General features: G+C 60.0%; 19 protein-coding genes and 1 other RNA gene. 16 read left to right on the forward strand and 4 right to left on the reverse strand.

All coding sequences use genetic code 11. The features are described from left to right. Positions 1-255 precede the first annotated feature (255 nt). The 7 genes from rplM (at position 256) to NA647_RS16715 (ending at position 5,100) form a co-directional block, all read left to right on the forward strand. The gene (gene rplM / locus NA647_RS16685; protein ID WP_019342644.1) at positions 256-684 is read left to right on the forward strand and encodes a 50S ribosomal protein L13; all 429 of its coding nucleotides are present in this window, start codon (positions 256-258) and stop codon (positions 682-684) included. Positions 685-698: 14 nt separating this feature from the next. After that, positions 699-1,091, forward strand: a complete 393-nt coding sequence (gene rpsI / locus NA647_RS16690) for a 30S ribosomal protein S9 (RefSeq protein ID WP_131649936.1) — start codon at positions 699-701, stop codon at positions 1,089-1,091. Positions 1,092-1,353: 262 nt separating this feature from the next. Further along, positions 1,354-1,947 (forward strand): ubiquinol-cytochrome c reductase iron-sulfur subunit, encoded by a 594-nt coding sequence (gene petA / locus NA647_RS16695; RefSeq protein ID WP_256049872.1) that lies wholly within the window; start codon positions 1,354-1,356, stop codon positions 1,945-1,947. After that, positions 1,947-3,158 (forward strand): cytochrome b, encoded by a 1,212-nt coding sequence (locus tag NA647_RS16700; RefSeq protein ID WP_256058719.1) that lies wholly within the window; start codon positions 1,947-1,949, stop codon positions 3,156-3,158. Before petA ends, NA647_RS16700 begins: the two co-directional genes overlap by 1 nt. Beyond that, entirely contained in the window at positions 3,158-3,967 is an 810-nt protein-coding gene (locus NA647_RS16705; protein WP_131649939.1) for a cytochrome c1, read from the forward strand. The genes NA647_RS16700 and NA647_RS16705 overlap by 1 nt, the downstream gene beginning before the upstream one ends. An 89-nt stretch (positions 3,968-4,056) precedes the next feature. Next, complete coding sequence (locus NA647_RS16710) at positions 4,057-4,674, forward strand: glutathione S-transferase N-terminal domain-containing protein (RefSeq protein WP_256058720.1); 618 nt, start codon at positions 4,057-4,059, stop codon at positions 4,672-4,674. Positions 4,675-4,686: 12 nt separating this feature from the next. Next, the gene (locus NA647_RS16715) at positions 4,687-5,100 is read left to right on the forward strand and encodes a ClpXP protease specificity-enhancing factor (protein ID WP_256058721.1); all 414 of its coding nucleotides are present in this window, start codon (positions 4,687-4,689) and stop codon (positions 5,098-5,100) included. Positions 5,101-5,246: 146 nt separating this feature from the next. Here NA647_RS16715 and NA647_RS16720 read toward each other — a convergent pair whose 3' ends face one another. From NA647_RS16720 to NA647_RS16735, 4 genes are all read right to left on the reverse strand, one after another. After that, on the reverse strand, positions 5,247-5,825 hold the full coding sequence (locus tag NA647_RS16720; protein ID WP_256058722.1) for a BON domain-containing protein: 579 nt from the start codon (positions 5,823-5,825) through the stop codon (positions 5,247-5,249). Beyond that, positions 5,822-6,415, reverse strand: a complete 594-nt coding sequence (locus NA647_RS16725) for a phosphoheptose isomerase (protein WP_131649943.1) — start codon at positions 6,413-6,415, stop codon at positions 5,822-5,824. Before NA647_RS16725 ends, NA647_RS16720 begins: the two co-directional genes overlap by 4 nt. 98 nt (positions 6,416-6,513) lie before the next feature. Next, a complete protein-coding gene (locus NA647_RS16730; protein WP_423836491.1) occupies positions 6,514-6,936 on the reverse strand; it encodes a YraN family protein in 423 nt (140 codons plus the stop codon). Further along, positions 6,882-8,642, reverse strand: coding sequence for a penicillin-binding protein activator (locus NA647_RS16735; protein WP_256058724.1), 1,761 nt, complete (start codon positions 8,640-8,642; stop codon positions 6,882-6,884). Before NA647_RS16735 ends, NA647_RS16730 begins: the two co-directional genes overlap by 55 nt. A 120-nt stretch (positions 8,643-8,762) precedes the next feature. Here NA647_RS16735 and rsmI point away from each other — a divergent pair, with 120 nt between their 5' ends. From rsmI to mraY, 9 genes are all read left to right on the forward strand, one after another. Then, the gene (gene rsmI, locus NA647_RS16740) at positions 8,763-9,638 is read left to right on the forward strand and encodes a 16S rRNA (cytidine(1402)-2'-O)-methyltransferase (RefSeq protein WP_336604962.1); all 876 of its coding nucleotides are present in this window, start codon (positions 8,763-8,765) and stop codon (positions 9,636-9,638) included. 80 nt (positions 9,639-9,718) lie between these two features. Then, an RNA gene (gene rnpB / locus NA647_RS16745) (RNase P RNA component class A) lies at positions 9,719-10,078 on the forward strand. A 295-nt stretch (positions 10,079-10,373) separates the two neighbouring features. Continuing rightward, positions 10,374-10,829 (forward strand): division/cell wall cluster transcriptional repressor MraZ, encoded by a 456-nt coding sequence (gene mraZ / locus NA647_RS16750; protein ID WP_256049865.1) that lies wholly within the window; start codon positions 10,374-10,376, stop codon positions 10,827-10,829. Beyond that, the gene (gene rsmH / locus NA647_RS16755; RefSeq protein WP_256058725.1) at positions 10,826-11,773 is read left to right on the forward strand and encodes a 16S rRNA (cytosine(1402)-N(4))-methyltransferase RsmH; all 948 of its coding nucleotides are present in this window, start codon (positions 10,826-10,828) and stop codon (positions 11,771-11,773) included. The genes mraZ and rsmH overlap by 4 nt, the downstream gene beginning before the upstream one ends. Before the next feature lie 17 nt (positions 11,774-11,790). Next, positions 11,791-12,060: a cell division protein FtsL gene (ftsL, locus tag NA647_RS16760; RefSeq protein ID WP_256049922.1), complete on the forward strand. Its 270-nt coding sequence runs from the start codon at positions 11,791-11,793 to the stop codon at positions 12,058-12,060. Further along, entirely contained in the window at positions 12,057-13,784 is a 1,728-nt protein-coding gene (locus NA647_RS16765; protein ID WP_256058726.1) for a peptidoglycan D,D-transpeptidase FtsI family protein, read from the forward strand. Before ftsL ends, NA647_RS16765 begins: the two co-directional genes overlap by 4 nt. After that, the gene (locus NA647_RS16770) at positions 13,784-15,259 is read left to right on the forward strand and encodes a UDP-N-acetylmuramoyl-L-alanyl-D-glutamate--2,6-diaminopimelate ligase (RefSeq protein ID WP_256058727.1); all 1,476 of its coding nucleotides are present in this window, start codon (positions 13,784-13,786) and stop codon (positions 15,257-15,259) included. The genes NA647_RS16765 and NA647_RS16770 overlap by 1 nt, the downstream gene beginning before the upstream one ends. Further along, a complete protein-coding gene (locus NA647_RS16775) occupies positions 15,252-16,628 on the forward strand; it encodes a UDP-N-acetylmuramoyl-tripeptide--D-alanyl-D-alanine ligase (protein WP_256058728.1) in 1,377 nt (458 codons plus the stop codon). Before NA647_RS16770 ends, NA647_RS16775 begins: the two co-directional genes overlap by 8 nt. Continuing rightward, positions 16,628-17,710 (forward strand): phospho-N-acetylmuramoyl-pentapeptide-transferase, encoded by a 1,083-nt coding sequence (gene mraY / locus NA647_RS16780; protein WP_256049860.1) that lies wholly within the window; start codon positions 16,628-16,630, stop codon positions 17,708-17,710. The genes NA647_RS16775 and mraY overlap by 1 nt, the downstream gene beginning before the upstream one ends. The last annotated feature ends 2 nt before the right edge of the window (positions 17,711-17,712 follow it).

Below are 17,712 nucleotides of genomic sequence, written 5' to 3' on the forward strand. Positions count from 1 at the left end.
GATGATTCGCCTACTAACATGCTTGCAATTTTGCGCGTAATCCGGATAATTCCGCAGCCTGTCGCCGGGGATGCCTAGCCCGCTGACGCAAAACCAAGGTAGGGGATGCCTAGCCTGCCGAACACTGCCGTAGCGGACGCGCTGACCCGAGCCCCCGATAGCGTCTGTTTCCGGCTGTCCTGGCCTTGCCAGGGCGAGCACCATTCAGTAAGATTCGCCGTCTTATTTTCAGGGCGGCCCCTGAGGCTATAACGAATGAAGACTTTTACTGCTAAACCGGAAACCGTCAAGCGCGACTGGTTCGTCGTCGACGCTGCCGGCCAGACCCTGGGTCGTCTGGCAACCGAAATCGCTAGCCGCCTGCGTGGCAAGCACAAGGCGGAATACACGCCTCACGTCGATACCGGTGACTACATCGTTGTTATCAACGCTGAGCAAGTGCGTGTTACCGGTGCGAAAACCACCGACAAGATGTACTACTCTCACTCCGGCTTCCCGGGTGGCATCAAGTCGATCAACTTCGAGAAGCTGATCGCCAAGGCGCCAGAGCGTGTGATCGAGACCGCGGTCAAAGGCATGCTGCCTAAGAACCCGCTGGGTCGCGACATGTATCGTAAGCTGAAGGTGTACAAGGGTGCCAATCATCCGCACACCGCTCAGCAGCCCCAAGAACTGAAGATTTAACGGAATAGTTCATTATGTCGGCGACTCAAAATTACGGCACTGGCCGTCGCAAGACTGCAACCGCGCGCGTGTTCCTGCGCCCGGGCACTGGCAAGATTTCCATCAACAATCGTGAGCTGGACAACTTCTTCGGGCGCGAAACCGCTCGCATGGTGGTTCGTCAGCCGCTGGAGCTGACCGAAACCGTCGAGAAGTTCGATATCTACGTTACCGTTCTTGGCGGTGGTGTAAGTGGTCAGGCTGGTGCCATCCGTCACGGCATTACTCGTGCGCTGATGGATTACGACGAAACACTGCGTCCTGCTCTGCGCAAAGCTGGCTTCGTTACTCGCGATGCTCGCGAAGTTGAACGTAAGAAAGTCGGTTTGCGTAAAGCGCGTAAGCGTCCGCAATACTCGAAGCGTTAATCCGCTTCACAAAAAACGCCCAGCTTTATACAAAGTTGGGCGTTTTTTTTTGGGCTGATTTTTATCCATGCGACAGCGTGTCGCGTTTAGAAAGTCCCGACTTTCGGGGCCTGGCGCCTGGTTGTGTCCGGTTATTACCTTGTCATGCAAGGGGCTTTTCTTTACCATTTGGCGAATTTTTTCGCGGCCTAGTTTTACGGTAGACGCACGTAGTAGACGCCTGCTTTCGGTAGGCCATAAGAAACTGATGGGAGACGACTGAATGAGCAATGACGGCGTGAATGCTGGCCGGCGTCGCTTCCTCGTAGCCGCTACTTCGGTAGTAGGTGCTGCAGGAGCGGTGGGTGCCGCGGTCCCGTTCGTGGGATCGTGGTTCCCGAGTGCCAAAGCCAAGGCGGCCGGTGCACCGGTTAAGGTAAATATCGGCAAGATCGAGCCAGGTCAGCAGATGGTTGCCGAGTGGCGCGGTCAGCCGGTGTTCATCGTGCGTCGTACCGAGGAGGCGTTGGCCAATCTGGGCAAGCTCACCGATGCGGTCGCTGATCCGAATTCCGAGGCTTCCGAACAGCCAACTTATGTTGATCCGGCGGTTCGCTCAATCAAGCCGGAAGTGCTAATTGTGGTCGGGCTTTGTACGCACCTCGGCTGCGCCCCGTCCTTCCGTCCTGAAGTCGCGGCGCCTGATCTGGGTGCCGACTGGCTCGGTGGCTATTTCTGCCCGTGCCATGGTTCGAAATATGACATGGCTGGCCGCGTCTACAAGGGGCAGCCTGCGCCCTTGAACCTGCCGGTTCCCCCTCACACCTACGAGACGGACTCTTTGGTCGTCATCGGCGTGGATCAGGAGAGCGCGTGATGAGCAAATTCATGGAATGGGTCGACGCGCGCTTCCCCGCGACCAAGATGTGGGAAGACCATCTAAGCAAGTACTACGCGCCGAAGAACTTCAACGTTCTGTACTTCTTCGGTTCATTGGCGTTGCTGGTTCTGGTCAACCAAATTCTCACCGGCATCTGGCTGACGATGAGCTTCGAGCCGTCCGCAGAAGGTGCATTTGCATCCGTCGAATACATCATGCGTGACGTGGAATACGGCTGGATCATCCGGTACCTCCACTCCACCGGCGCATCGGCGTTCTTCGTTGTCGTCTATCTGCACATGTTCCGGGGCATCCTCTACGGCTCCTACCAGAAGCCGCGGGAGCTGGTGTGGATCTTCGGCATGATGATCTATCTGGCTCTGATGGCCGAGGCCTTCATGGGCTATCTGCTGCCTTGGGGACAGATGTCCTACTGGGGTGCCCAGGTGATCATTTCGCTGTTCGGTGCGATTCCTGTCATCGGCGCTGACCTGACCCAGTGGATTCGCGGTGACTACCTGATCTCCGGCATCACGCTGAACCGCTTCTTCGCGCTGCATGTCATCGCGCTGCCGATCGTGATCCTTGGCCTGGTGGTTCTTCACATCCTGGCACTGCACGAAGTGGGTTCGAACAACCCGATGGGTGTGGATATCAAGAAGACCAAGGATGAGGCTGGCGTGCCGCTCGATGGCATCCCGTTCCATCCTTACTACACGGTCAAGGATATTGTCGGTGTGGTGGTGTTCCTGTTCGTGTTCTGTGCTGTCGTGTTCTTCTTTCCGGAGATGGGCGGTTACTTCCTCGAGAAGCCGAACTTCGAAGCGGCGAACGCCTTCAAGACGCCCGAGCATATCGCGCCTGTTTGGTACTTCACGCCTTATTACGCGATCCTGCGCGCCGTTCCGGACAAGCTGCTGGGCGTAATCGCCATGGGTGCCGCGATCGCTGTGCTGTTCGTGCTGCCATGGCTGGATCGTAGCCCAGTCAAGTCCATGCGCTACAAGGGCTGGATGAGCAAGGTAGCTCTCGTGCTCTTCTGTATCTCCTTCATCATCCTCGGCGTGCTTGGCGTGCTGTCTCCTACTCCTGAGCGCACATTGGTATCTCGGATCTGTACTGCTTTCTACTTCGGTTACTTCATCCTGATGCCGTTCTACACCAAGCTCGAGAAGACCAAAGTAGTTCCGCAAAGGGTGGCTGGCTGATGAAAAAGCAATTTGCTGCATTGATTCTTGCACTGGTGCCGGCATTTGGTTTCGCCGCTGGTGGCGGCGTTCACCTCGATGAAGTCGATATCGATCTGACTGACAAGGTGGCGCTGCAGGACGGCCTGAAAACCTTTACCAACTACTGCATGGGTTGTCACAGCGCGCAGTACCAGCGCTATGAGCGTGTTGCGACGGATCTAGGTATTCCAGAAGAAGTCATGCTCGACAATATCGTCTTCACTGACGCCAAGATTGGCGATCACATGAAAATCGGTATGAAGCCGGATGATGCCAAGGGCTGGTTCGGTGCGGCTCCGCCGGATCTGACGCTGGTAGCGCGAGTGCGTGGCAACGACTGGCTATACTCCTACATGCGTAGCTTCTACGAAGATCCGGCGCGCCCGTATGGCGTCAACAATACGGTCTTCCCTAACGTGGGCATGCCGCACGTCCTGGCGCCGCTGCAAGGCCGTCAGGTCCTGCCGAGCAAGTTGCCGGAAGGGGAGTCGGTTGCCTGCAAGCAGGTCCAGGTTGTCGAGGATGGCCGCAAGCAGTTCGATCCGCTGACGGGTACGCCGATCACGCATGAAGACTGCAATGCAATGACGGTTGTGCCGGGCACCGGTGAGCTGACCGAAGCGGAGTACGACGAGAAGATCAAGAATCTGGTGACCTTCCTGGCCTACTCGGCCAACCCGGTCAAGCTGGAGAGCCAGCGCATCGGTACGTACGTGCTGCTGTTCCTGGCGGTCTTCTTCGTATTCGCCTATCTGCTCAAGCGGGAATACTGGAAAGACGTCCACTAATCCTTCGCTGTTATGCGGTACCCTGCGCGCGCCCTTTTGGGCGCGCGTTTTTTTCTGCTGCGCCATAAATTTCAATGAGGAGGGACCCCATGGCCGTGACCAATCGGTTGGCCTGCTATTCCGATCCCGCCGATCATTATTCGCATCGGGTGCGCTATGTGCTTGCTGAAAAAGGTGTCGACGCCGAGATAATCGACGTCGATCCGGTGCGTTGTCCTGTCAGGCTGACAGAGGTGAATCCATACGCCAGCGTGCCTACGCTGGTGGATCGTGATCTGGCTTTGTATGAGCCAGGCGTAATCATGGAGTACTTGGAGGAGCGCTATCCGCATCCCCCGTTGCTTCCGGTGTATCCCGTGGCAAGAGCCAATACCCGTCTGCTAGCGCATAGAGTTCAAAGGGACTGGTGTGCTGTGGTGGACCGAATTCTCGATCGCCGCACTACAGACGCGGTTCGGGTGCAGGCTCGCAAGGAGCTGCGCGAGAGTCTTACAGGCGTATCGCCCGTGTTCGCCGAAAAGCCCTATTTCATGAGTGAAGAGTTCAGTCTGGTGGATTGCTGTCTGTTGCCTATCCTGTGGCGTTTGCCCAAACTCGGTATCGAGTTGCCCCGGGCTGCAAAGCCGCTGCTCGATTACATGGAAACCAATTTCGCTCGCGAGGCCTTCCAGGTCAGTCTATCCGCCGTTGAGCGCGGCATGCGCTAAGAGAGGCTGCATATGACTTCAAGTCGTCCCTATCTGGTTCGGGCGTTGTATGAATGGATCGTGGATAACGATTGCACTCCGCATCTGCTGGTCAATTCCGACTATCCAGGTGTTCAGGTGCCTGATGGTTTTGCCAGCGATGGCCAGATCGTGCTGAATGTCGCACCGAGTGCGGTTCGTGACTTGCAAATGAGCAACCAGACGATCACCTTCGAAGGCCGATTCGGTGGCGTACCGCATAGCCTATATGTCCCTTCCGCGGCGATCATGGCGATTTATGCTCGGGAAAATGGGCAGGGCATGGTGTTCGACATCGAGCCGACCCCGCCGGATGACGATGCGCCCACCGATGATGCCTCGGTTGGAGCAGGCGCACCATCACGCCCGGCCTCTGCGGGCCGTCCTAGTTTGAAAGTCGTTAAATAGAGAAGCCGAAGGCGCGCTTGGGGCTGGCTGGAAGGCTGAACGAAAAGCAGACCTGGCTGGGTCAGAGCGATGGTGGATTGCAAAGGCAATATCCACCCTACGCTTGGCTTCCAGCTTCCAGCTTCCAGCTTCCAGCTTCCAGCTCTCTAATCGATATATTCGAACAGTTTGACGATGCGTTGTACGCCTGAAACGCCCTGCACCACGTTTGTGGCACGGTTGCCTTCCTGACGAGTGACGAGCCCCAGCAGATAGACAATGCCGTTCTCGGTGATGACTTTTATGCGCGAGCCGGGAACGTTTTCGTCAGCTAGCATCTGTGCTTTGATCTTGGTCGTAAGCCAGGAGTCGTTGCTGCGAGCCAGCGCGGAAGAGGGCGTAAGCACCTGCAGCTCGTTGTGTACGCGTTTGACGCGCTGTACCAAACTGGCGGCCTGTTCGGCCATTTGCTTCAGCTCTTCCCTTGGAGTCTGGCCGGCCAGCAGCACCACACCGTTGTAGCTGGCAACGACGATATGCGACGCCTTGTCCAGATCTGCATGAGCCTTGGCGATGTTCACGGCGGCTTTAGTTTCGATCAGCGAATCATCGATCTTGCTGCCGATCGTGCGGGTTCCGCGGTTGTCGTTGATGGGGTCGTCTCGCGTGGCGGTGAGGACCGAGCTGCAGCCGGTTACGGCCAGGCTCAGTGCCAGCGTCAGTACAGGCAGTCGAACCGATTTCATTCTTCGCTCCCGAACAGTTGGTTGTCGATTAGGTCGCACAGACAGTGGATGGCGAGCAGGTGAACTTCCTGGATGCGCGCGGTCACTTTTGCCGGAACGCGAATCTCGACGTCTTCTGGCAGCAGCAGCGAAGCCATTCCTCCGCCGTCGCGTCCGGTCAGTGCGACGACCACCATTTCGCGATCATGCGCAGCCTGGATCGCCTGGATCACGTTCGCAGAATTACCGCTGGTGGAGATCGCCAGCAGCACGTCGCCCGGCTGACCCAGCGCGCGGATCTGCTTCGAGAAAACTTCGTTATAGCTGTAGTCGTTGGCGATGGAGGTCAGCGTTGAGCTGTCGGTCGTCAGGGCTATCGCGGGCAGGCTGGGGCGCTCCCGCTCGAAGCGGTTCAGCAGCTCGGATGAGAAATGCTGCGCATCGCCCGCCGATCCACCGTTGCCGCAAGTCAGGATCTTGCCTTCACTGAGCAGCGTGTTGACCATTACCTGTCCGGCCTGCTCGATACTAGGGGCGAGCACCTCCATGGCGTTCTGCTTGGTTTCGATGCTGGCCTGGAAGAGCTGACGTATACGGGATTGCATGTCCATCGGAGTTTAACCTTCAGGTGACGGGCTGGGCTGCTTGGGCCGCGCCGTAAGGAAATTGGTCAGATGCGGTTTTGGCGATACGCGGCGGAGCGTCCTGATCAGCTGTCGAACGCATTTCGGATCCAGTTGGGCTTTTCCGAGGCGTTCGCTGTCGCCCCTATGGCGACTACGTCAAAGCGGCATGGGTGCCTCGCCCAGCGGGGCTCCTTCTGCAGGAAGAGCTGGGCTGCCTTGATCAGCTTCTGCTGTTTACGCAAGTCGACGCTTTCGAGAGCGCCACCCCATGCGGCGTGGCGCCTGTAGCGAACCTCGACAAATACTACTGTATCGCCATCGAGCATGACCAGATCAAGCTCGCCACTGCGGCATGTCCAGTTTCGACAAAGCAGGCGCAGTCCGTGAAGCTGCAGGTGGCGCTGTGCGGAGTCTTCGGCGAGCTGCCCGCTAATCTGTTTGCTGGTTGTGCTCAATAGGGTGTGTCCGCGAGCGGTTGGACTTGACCATCGTGGAATTCGGCCCATGGCAGGCGTCGCTCGATTCGCTGTTCGGGGGTGATGCTGAGCGTGCCGGACAGGCCGTCAAGTAGTGTTTCCGGCAGCGCCAGCAGTTGATTCAGGCGCGGCGCGAGCAGGTAGGCATCAGCCCCCATGGCGTATAGCCTGCCCAGGCTTCCCCGCGCTTGCGGCCATTTGCGTTCGATTTCCTGGCGAAGGGGCAGCTGGGGATTCAGCAGCCAGGGTGTCTCGGTGAACCGGATACCTTCGAGGTCAAGGTATTGGGTGCGATTGTCGGTTGCAGCGTGCAGGTGCGAGGTCGCGTATACGGGCAAATCCCCGGCATATTGGAATATCAGGGTGGGTTTAACCTGCTGCGCCTGTTGCGGTGTCGCTGCAAGGAACAGGAAGTCGACATCCTGGCGTCGCGATGGCTGTGATGCGGCGCCGCTGCTGCGTACCTGCAGCAGGTCAGCTATCTGATTGGCCAGTTCGACGGGTTCGGCCAGCGGCGCGGCGGCAGCCACGGTTCCACCTTGTTCCTGCCACTCCTGGCGGAAAGCTTCATATACGCGATTGCCCCAGTCACCACGCGGCGTCAATGCTATCGCGCGGCGATGCCCATCGGCCCAGGCGCGGCGCGCAACCTCGCGCGCTTCGTCCTCTGCAGCGAGGCCGAACTGAAACAGCTGAGGCGGCGCCTCCTGGTTCGCGTCGCTGTAATTGAGAGCAAGGGTGGTTATCGGAAGCTGCTCACGGTCGGCCAGCTGGTGCACCATCTTCTTATCCAGTGGGCCGATGATCAGCTGGACCCCTGACGCCTCTGCCTGTTGATAGAAGTCATCAAGCGAAGATAGACGGGAGCTGTCGAACAGCTCGATTTTCAAATCTTGCTGTGCTTCTAGGTGCGCGGCGAGAAAACCGTCACGCAGTGCACGTGCTACGCTGGCCAGCGGGCCATCCATGGGTAGCAGTAACGCTACGTGAGTCAGCGGTTTGTCTGCCAGCTCTCGGAGTTTTGCCAGCGACTCGGGCAGGCGTCGCGCGGCGGGATGGTTGGGGTTCTGCTGCGCCCAGGCGTCAATCGCCCGCTGCTGCTGACTTATGGTTCCGGCCTGTTTCACCGTCGCGGCCAGCGCTAACCAGCCGGAAAGGTCCGCGTCTGCGGTCGGTTGCAGCTGATCTGCCGGCAGGCTCGAAACCAGCGACCAGATCGCTTCATGATTCCGCTCCGCTGCTTCGCCGCTCAGGAGTGGTGCGATGAAAGTGCGTTCGCGCGCCGCGTCGAGGGGCTGGACGTTGGCTTCAAACGCTTGCGCGCGCGCCAGTTGGGTGCGCAGCTGCTGATCTACCGGCAGCTCTGCGAGGCGTTGAAAGGCGGGATGTCGCAAGGCTTGAAGGGCGCGCTGTGGCTCTCCGTCCGCTATTGCCAGTTCCGCCTCCAGAGTTTTGGCGAACATCTGCTGAGCCGGCATCAACTGCTCGATATCGATTTGTTCGAGTATCTGCCGAGCCTGCGCCTGGTTGCCTTGCTGGATGCTTTGGTCGGCAGCCGACAAACGCAACAGTGCAGCTTCGGCCGGGTCGCTGGCATCGGCTTCCGTCAGCAATTGTTGTGTCGACGCCTGGGGAGTGCGCGGCAGCTCGCCCAGGGTAGAGGACGGCGAGCTGGCGCATGCCGAAAGCACGGCGGCAATGCATAAGAAGAGAAGCGGGCGAAAGCGAGCCATCATGTGATCATTCCTGGAGGCGCTGCGAGTGTCGGGGGATTGTACCCAAGGGTTGCAGGGGCTGCGATGTCGTGACCGCTAAACGGGCTACAATGCGCGTTTTCCGTGATTGAGGTACGCCCTGTGACTGCGCCAGATGATGTGAATTCCGCTGCAGGCACGCTCTATGTCGTCGCCACGCCTATCGGCAATCTCGAAGATATCAGTGCACGGGCGTTGCGCGTGCTGACCGAGGTGGCGCTCATCGCGGCAGAAGATACGCGTCACTCGGCTCGTCTGTTACAACACTTCGGTATCTCCACTCCATTGGCTGCGTGTCATGAGCATAACGAACGGGACGAAGGTGGTCGCTTCATCAAGCGGCTTCTGGCCGGTGAGGATGTGGCGCTGATTTCCGATGCCGGCACGCCATTGATCTCCGATCCCGGCTATCACCTCGTCAGACAGGCGCGTGCGGTCGGTATAAGAGTTGTTCCGCTGCCTGGCGCTTGCGCACTTGTTGCAGCGCTTTCCGCTGCGGGTTTGCCATCTGACCGTTTCATCTTCGAAGGTTTTCTGCCGGCAAAGCAGGTCGCGCGTCGTGCTCGTCTTGAGCTTCTGAGAGAGGAGCCGCGGACGCTGATCTTCTACGAGGCGCCACATCGTATTCTCGATTCCCTGACCGACATGGAGGAAGTGTTTGGTCCAGAGCGGCCTGCTGTTCTGGGGCGTGAGCTGACCAAGACATTCGAGACGCTGAAAGGATTGCCGTTGGCTGAATTGCGCGCCTGGGTGGCGTCCGATAGCAATCAACAACGTGGCGAATGCGTGCTGGTGCTGGGCGGCTGGCAGGCGCCACAAGGCGAAGAGACGGTCGATGCGAATGCGCTTCGTGTGCTGCGTTTGTTGTTGGCGGAGTTGCCCGTCAAGCGTGCGGCAGCTGTGGCCGCCGGAGTTACCGGTGTCAGGAAGAACGTGCTTTACCAGCTCGCGCTGCAGGAAAAGGGTTCGGAGCAGTAGTCGCCCTCACCTTCGCACGGTGCGGGTGGACAGTCTGTCAGCTTGCAGGCTGGGGTTGCGCAAAGTACCCTAGCGCCCGGAGAGTCGATCGGACAGTCGCTGTCTCTTTTTGTTCCGGCAAAAAGGGAGGGAGGAAAGTCCGGGCTCCATAGGGCGAAGTGCCAGGTAACGCCTGGGAGGCGTGAGCCTACGGAAAGTGCCACAGAAAATAACCGCCTAAGCGCTTCGGCGCCGGTAAGGGTGAAAAGGTGCGGTAAGAGCGCACCGCGCGGCTGGCAACAGTCCGTGGCTAGGTAAACCCCACTTGGAGCAAGACCAAATAGGGATCCATTGGCGTGGCCCGCGCTGGATCCGGGTAGGTTGCTAGAGGCAGTCAGCGATGGCTGTCGTAGAGGAATGACTGTCCTCGACAGAACCCGGCTTACAGATCGACTCTCCGACTTCTTCCTCCGTAACACCCCTTCTTCTTAGTCCAAAATATTATTGCTCTTCACAAAGCACATTAACTTTGTGGTGCAGCATTTTGGTTTGCCTGTAAAAGACCGTCTCGCAAGTTCATTGCTTTGCCGTTCATCCCCTTCCCTTTCTCTAAATTGCCGTTCCGTAAGGCTTTTTCCGTTCAGGCTCACCTTGACGGTGGGGCTGCTGCATTTCTATAGTGCGCACGAGTGGTAAAAAGTGGAGTGAAGTGGGTAATTATGGATACGGATAGCTAAATTCAGAGGAAGCGCAGCCGTGTTTCGCGGAGCAAACGCCATCAGTCTCGATGCCAAAGGGCGGCTAGCTATGCCCAGCCGGTATCGCGACGAGCTCGTTTCGCGCTGCGAGGGCCAGTTGATCATCACTATCGACGCCGTGGATCGCTGCCTCTGCATTTATCCACTTCCAGAGTGGGAGCAAATCGAAGCCAAGCTCCGCGAGTTGCCATCGCTGCATGAGGAAAGTCGCCGGTTGCAGCGTTTGCTCATCGGTAACGCAGTGGATCTGGAAATGGACGGTAGCGGGCGCGTGCTGGTGCCGCCACGCCTGCGTGAATACGCTGGTCTGGACAAGCGGGCCATGCTGGTAGGTCAGCTGAACAAGTTCAGCCTGTGGAACGAGGACGACTGGAACGCACAAGCGGATGCGGACCTGGCGGCCATAAAACAACCCGGCGCGTTGCCGGAAGCATTGCGTGATCTAATCCTGTGACCCAGACCAGCAGCTATAACCATGTCACCGTGTTGCTCAACGAGGCCGTTGCGGCGCTCGCTGTGCGCCCGAATGGCCGCTATCTGGATGGCACGTTCGGGCGCGGAGGCCATAGCCGCCTGCTATTGCGGCAGCTTGGGCCTGAGGGTTGTTTGCTAGGATTCGACAAAGACCCGCTAGCAATCGCTACGGGGCAAGCACTGGCGGCCGAGGATGGCCGCTTTGTCGTTGTGCAGAGAAGTTTCGCCGAGCTCGGCGCCGAAGTTGCGCAGCGCGGCTGGACCGGTACGTTGAGCGGCGTGCTGCTGGACCTCGGCGTGTCCTCGCCTCAGCTGGACGATCCGGAGCGCGGCTTCAGTTTCCTCAACGATGGCCCGCTCGATATGCGCATGGATCCCAGTCGCGGAGTCAGTGCTGCGGACTGGATCGCCACGGCCAGCGAGGAAGATATCGCGCGGGTATTCAAGGACTACGGCGAAGAGCGTTTTGCCAAACGCATGGCGCGCGCCTTGGTGCAGCGGCGAACCGAGCGTCCGTTCGAGCGCACGGCCGATCTTGCTCAGGTGCTGACCGTTGCCAACCCCGCCTGGGAAAAAGGCAAGAACCCGGCGACTCGCGCCTTTCAGGGGCTGCGCATCTTTATCAACAATGAGCTCGGTGATTTGGAGGCCGGGCTCGAGGCTGCCCTCGAGGTGCTCGACGTCGGTGGCCGGCTGGTCGTGATCAGCTTTCATTCGCTTGAAGACCGCATCGTCAAACAATTCATGCGCCGCCACGCCAAAGGCGAAGCCGACAACCTGCCGCGCGACCTGCCGATCATTCCTGAGAAGTTCGTGCCGCGTCTGAAGCTGTTGGGCAAGCCGCAGTACGCATCCGCCGAAGAGGTCAAAGCCAATCCCCGGTCACGCAGTGCCGTGATGCGCGTTGCGGAGAAGCTGCGGTGAATACGCTACGACGCGCCATGCCCAACGGCAGCCTGATGATGCTGGTGCTGTTCATTGCCGTGCTCTTGTCGGCGATCGCGGTTGCCTATAGCGCGCACTGGAACCGCCAGCTGCTCAACGAGCTGTATGGCGAACTCAGCGTACGCGACAAGGCGCAGGCCGAGTGGGGGCGCTTGATTCTGGAACAGAGCACCTGGACGGCGCATAGCCGTATCGAGACGCTGGCGACCGAGCAGCTGAAGATGCTCATCCCTGAAGCGGCTGATGTCAGGCTGGTGGCTCAATGAGGCTCCAGGGCGCGCTGTATCCGTGGCGCTTTCGTATCGTACTGGCGTTGCTGGCGCTGATGGTCGGTGCCATTGCGTGGCGTATCGTCGATCTGCAAGTGATCGACCAGGGCTTTCTTCAGAATCAGGGTGACGCTCGGAGTGTGCGGCACATTCCCATCCCGGCGCATCGCGGCCTGATTACCGATCGCCACGGCGAACCCCTGGCAGTCAGCACGCCGGTTACCACGCTTTGGGGCAATCCGCGTGAGCTCCAGGCTGCGCAGGCGCGTTGGCCAGAGCTGGCGAAGGCGCTAGGCCAAGAACCGGTCGCGCTTCAGCAGCGCCTCAAAGAGCAAGCCGAGCGCGAATTCATCTACCTGGTGCGTGGGCTGACACCCGAACAGGGCCAGCGCGTACTGGATCTCGACATTCCGGGCGTGTATGCCCAGGAGGAGTTCCGTCGCTTCTATCCCGCCGGCGAGGTTGCCGCGCATGTGGTTGGCTTCACGGATATCGACGATCGTGGCCGGGAAGGCCTGGAACTGGCATATGACGAGTGGCTGGCCGGCGTTCCCGGCAAGCGTCAAGTGCTCAAGGACCGCCGTGGCCGGTTGATCAAGGATGTGCAGGTGGTCAAGAACGCAAAGCCCGGCAAGGCGCTGGCGTTGTCCATCGATCTGCGCTTGCAATATCTGGCTCATAGCGAGTTGCGCAAAGTGGTGCAGGAGCACGGTGCCAAAGCTGCCAGTCTGGTGATGGTTGATGTGCAAACCGGCGAAGTCCTCGCCATGGCCAACCAGCCTACCTACAACCCCAACAATCGCCGCAATCTTCAGCCATCGGCAATGCGCAATCGTGCGTTGATCGACGTGTTCGAGCCCGGCTCGACGGTCAAGCCATTCAGCATCGCGGCAGCGCTCGGGACAGGTAAATATCAGCCAGAGTCGGTGGTCAATACCTTGCCGGGCTGGATGCGTATCGGCCGGTACACCATCCGCGACGTTTCTCGCGGGGGCATGCTCAACCTGACCGGCATTCTGATGAAGTCCAGCAACGTCGGGATCAGCAAGATCGCGTTGGATATCGGTCCGGAGCCAGTGCACAGCATCATGCAGCAGGCAGGGTTTGGTCAGGCGACCGGTCTCGGTTTTCCAGGCGAGCGCGTCGGCAACCTTCCCAATCACCGCAAATGGCGGGATGCGGAGACCGCTTCGCTCGCGTACGGCTACGGCTTGTCCGTGACGGCGGCGCAGCTCGCTCATGCCTATGCCGTACTCGGTAACGAAGGCAACAACGTACCCATGTCGCTGCTGCGTCTGGACCAGCCGCAGGAAGGCGTGCAAGTCATCGACAAGACGATTTCCGCCACGGTGTTGCGGATGTTGCAGTCCGTAGTCGAGGAAGAGGGCGGCGGCGGCACCCGTGCCAAGGTTCCGGGTTACCACGTGGCCGGCAAGAGCGGCACGGCGAAAAAAGTATCCGGAACCGGCGGCTATACCAAGGACGCCTATCGTTCGTTCTTCGCCGGAGTGGCACCGGTTTCCAATCCACGCATCGCCGTCGTCGTCGTGGTCGACGAGCCCAGCGAGGGCGGGTATTACGGCGGGCTGGTCGCCGCGCCGGTGTTCGGCAAAGTGGCCGCTCGCGCGTTGCGATTGATGAACGTTGCGCCAGACAACCTACCGCCACCCGCAGATGTTCAAACCGCCGAGGCGGCCAAGGTCAAGGGAGGACGGATCTGATGCCGATGCCGTTGAATCAGTTGCTGCCTCAGGCCGACAGCGCCACCTTGATTCGTGAGCTGACTCTAGACAGCCGCAAGGTGCGGCCGGGCGACCTGTTTCTGGCTGTGCCTGGTTACCAGCAGGACGGTCGCGTGCATATTGCCGATGCCGTTTCCCGCGGCGCGGCGGCGGTGGCCTACGAAGCCGAAGGCGCGGGCGAAGGCGCGGGCGAAATGACCGCCGCAAGTGCCGTGCTGGTTCCCGTGCGTCATCTGGCGGAACAGTTGTCGGCGATAGCCGGACGGTTCTATGGCGAGCCGAGCCGCAGTCTGCACCTGGTCGGCGTTACCGGAACCAACGGCAAAACCAGCATTACCTATCTGGTCGCTCAGGCCCTGGATCGCCTAGGCGAGCGTTGCGGCATCATCGGTACGCTGGGCACCGGTTTTCATGGCGAGCTGATACTCGGCCAGCACACGACGCCCGATGCCATCGGCGTGCAAGCCAACCTGGCAAATCTGCGCAAGCAAGGCGCACGGGCCGTTGCGATGGAAGTGTCGTCCCATGGTCTGGATCAGGGACGGGTTGCCGCGCTGGCGTTCGATGTCGCCGTGTTCACCAATCTTTCACGCGATCATCTGGACTATCACGGCTCCATGGAAGCCTACGGTGAGGTCAAGGCCCGGTTGTTCAAGATGCCGGAGCTCAGCTGCCGCGTGATCAATCTGGATGATGCGTTCGGGCGCGTTCTTGCTGCTGAAAAAGGCGAATCGCGGCTGATCACCTACAGCCTGGACGATGCCTCCGCATACCTTTACTGCCCAGAGGCGCGGCTGGACGACAACGGAATCCATGCACGCCTCATTACCCCGCAGGGTGAACGCTCGCTGCGTAGCCCTTTGCTTGGCCGTTTCAACGTCAGCAATGTGCTCGCGGCGATCGGCGCGCTGCTGGGAATGAACTATCCGCTGGATGAAATCCTCGCCGTACTGCCGGAGATCGACGGTCCTGCTGGACGCATGCAGCGTCTGGGTGGTGGTGAGCGTCCGCTGGTCGTAGTTGATTACGCCCATACGCCTGACGCCCTGGAAAAGGTTCTCAGCGCACTGCGTCCGCATACTCGTGGCCGGTTGTTGTGCCTTTTCGGCTGCGGTGGCGATCGCGACCGCGGCAAGCGTGCGCTGATGGCGCAGGTCGCCGAGCGCCTGGCGGACAGCGTCGTTGTGACTGATGACAATCCACGAAATGAAGATCCGCTGCAGATTCTCGATGAGATTCGTGCCGGCTTCGGCGCACCCGAGCAGGCTGCTTTCGTGCCGGGTCGCGCCGACGCCATCGCCCGCTGCATCGCCGATAGCCATGTTGATGACGTAGTGCTGCTGGCCGGTAAGGGCCATGAGGATTATCAGGAGATAAAAGGAGAGCGCCTGCCGTTCTCCGATCTCGACCAGGCATCGATCGCCCTGGCTGCCTGGAGGGGTTCCGATGCTTGAAACCATTCGCCTGAGTGATCTAGTCGAGTCGCTGTCCGCCAGGCTGTTGAATGCCGATGTGGCGTTCAGTTCGGTTAGCACCGACAGTCGTGCCATCGAGCCAGGGCAGTTGTTCGTGGCGCTGACCGGTCCCCGCTTCGACGGCCATGCCTATCTGGCCGAGGTCGCTGCCAAGGGCGCCGTTGCCGCTCTGGTCGAGCGGCACGTGGACAATATTTCGCTGCCTCAATTGGTGGTGGCTGACAGCCGCATCGCGCTGGGTCAGCTGGGTGCGCTGAACCGCGCCGCCTTTACCGGACCGGTCGCGGCAATTACCGGCTCCAGTGGCAAAACCAGCGTAAAGGAGCTGCTCGCCAGCATCCTGCGCGCCGCCTTTGGCGCCGATGCGGTACTGGCCACTCGGGGCAATCTCAACAACGATCTTGGCGCTCCGCTCACGCTGTTGGAGCTGTCCCCTCAACACAAGGCCGCGGTGATCGAGCTGGGCGCTTCGCGGCTCGGAGAGATCGCTTATACCGTCAGCCTGACGCAGCCGGATGTCAGTCTTATTACCAACGCCGGAACCGCTCATGTCGGCGAGTTTGGCGGCCCCGAGAAGATCGTCGAGGCCAAGGGTGAAATTCTTGACGGCCTCGCGGCTGATGGCATCGCCGTGCTCAATCGCGACGACCGCGCCTATGCCACTTGGCAGCAGCGGGTGGCTGGAAAATCGGTGCTCAGCTTCGCGATACAAAGCCCCCTGGCGGACTTTCATCCCTCATCGATCGCTTATGACCAACGCGGTTGCCCGAACTTCGTCTTGAACGGCCCGTCCGGGTCCGCTCGCGTCCAGCTCAATCTGCTCGGTCGCCACAGCGTGGCCAATGCGCTCGCCGCCGCGGCCGCCGCGCACGCGCTGGGTGTCGCGCGCGAACATATCGTCGCGGGCCTCGAGAGCCTGCAGCCGGTCAAGGGCCGGGGTGTTGCGCAGATGCTCGGCAATGGCGTTCGCCTGATCGACGATACCTACAACGCCAACCCAGCCTCCATCTGCGCCGCCATCGACGTGCTGGCTGGCTTCGCCGGGCGTACCGTGCTGGCGCTGGGCGACATGGGCGAGCTGGGCGATTGGGCCGAACAGGGCCATCGCGAGGTGGGCAGCTACGCCGCAGGCAAGGTGGAAGCACTGTTCGCGGTCGGGCCGCTGATGAAGCATGCCGTCGATGCATTCGGGGCTGGCGGTCGTCATTTCGTCGATCAGCAGAGCCTGATCGATGCGTTGCGCCTGGAGCAGGGCAACGCCACAACAATATTGATCAAGGGATCACGGAGCGCCGCGATGGATAAGGTCGTCGCCGCGCTTTCTGCGTCCGGCATGGAGAAACATTGATGCTGCTGCTACTCGCCGAGTATCTGCAACGGTTCCACACGGGCTTCGCGGTCTTCCAGTACCTGTCCCTGCGCGGAATCCTCGGCGTGCTTACCGCGCTGGTGCTCTCGCTGTGGATGGGACCCTGGCTGATCCGCACCCTGCAGCTGCGCCAGATCGGCCAGTCCGTACGGACTGATGGGCCGCAGACGCACCTGTCTAAATCCGGTACCCCGACCATGGGTGGCGCCTTGATTCTCAGCGCCATCGCCATCAGTACGCTGCTCTGGGCGGACCTGTCCAACCGCTACGTCTGGGTGGTGCTGGCCGTCACGTTGTTATTCGGGGCGGTGGGTTGGGTCGACGACTATCGCAAGGTGATCGAGAAGAACTCGCGCGGCTTGCCGAGCCGTTGGAAGTACTTCTGGCAATCGGTGTTCGGAGTCGGCGCGGCAATCTTCCTTTATATGACTGCGCAGACGCCCGTCGAAACCACGTTGATCCTGCCGCTGCTGAAAAACATCGAGATTCCGCTCGGGATCGGCTTCGTGGTGCTGACCTACTTCGTCATTGTCGGCTCGAGCAATGCGGTCAACCTCACCGACGGCCTGGATGGTCTGGCGATCATGCCGACCGTGATGGTCGGTGGCGCGCTGGGTATCTTCTGCTACCTCTCGGGCAACGTGAACTTTGCCCAGTACCTATTGATTCCCTATATCCCCGGCGCAGGCGAACTGATCGTGTTCTGCGGTGCGCTGATCGGTGCCGGGCTCGGCTTTCTCTGGTTCAACACCTACCCGGCTCAAGTCTTCATGGGCGACGTCGGTGCCCTGGCACTCGGCGCTGCACTGGGCACGATCGCCGTGATCGTTCGTCAGGAAGTCGTGCTGTTCATCATGGGCGGTGTGTTCGTGATGGAGACCCTGTCGGTAATGATCCAGGTCGCCTCGTTCAAGCTGACCGGCAAGCGGGTCTTCCGCATGGCACCGATTCACCACCATTTCGAACTCAAGGGCTGGCCCGAGCCGCGGGTCATCGTGCGCTTCTGGATCATTACGGTGATTCTGGTGCTGGTTGGTCTCGCCACCCTGAAACTGAGGTAATA

It is taken from the genome of Stutzerimonas stutzeri (genome assembly GCF_024448985.1).
Lineage (GTDB): Bacteria > Pseudomonadota > Gammaproteobacteria > Pseudomonadales > Pseudomonadaceae > Stutzerimonas > Stutzerimonas stutzeri_AP.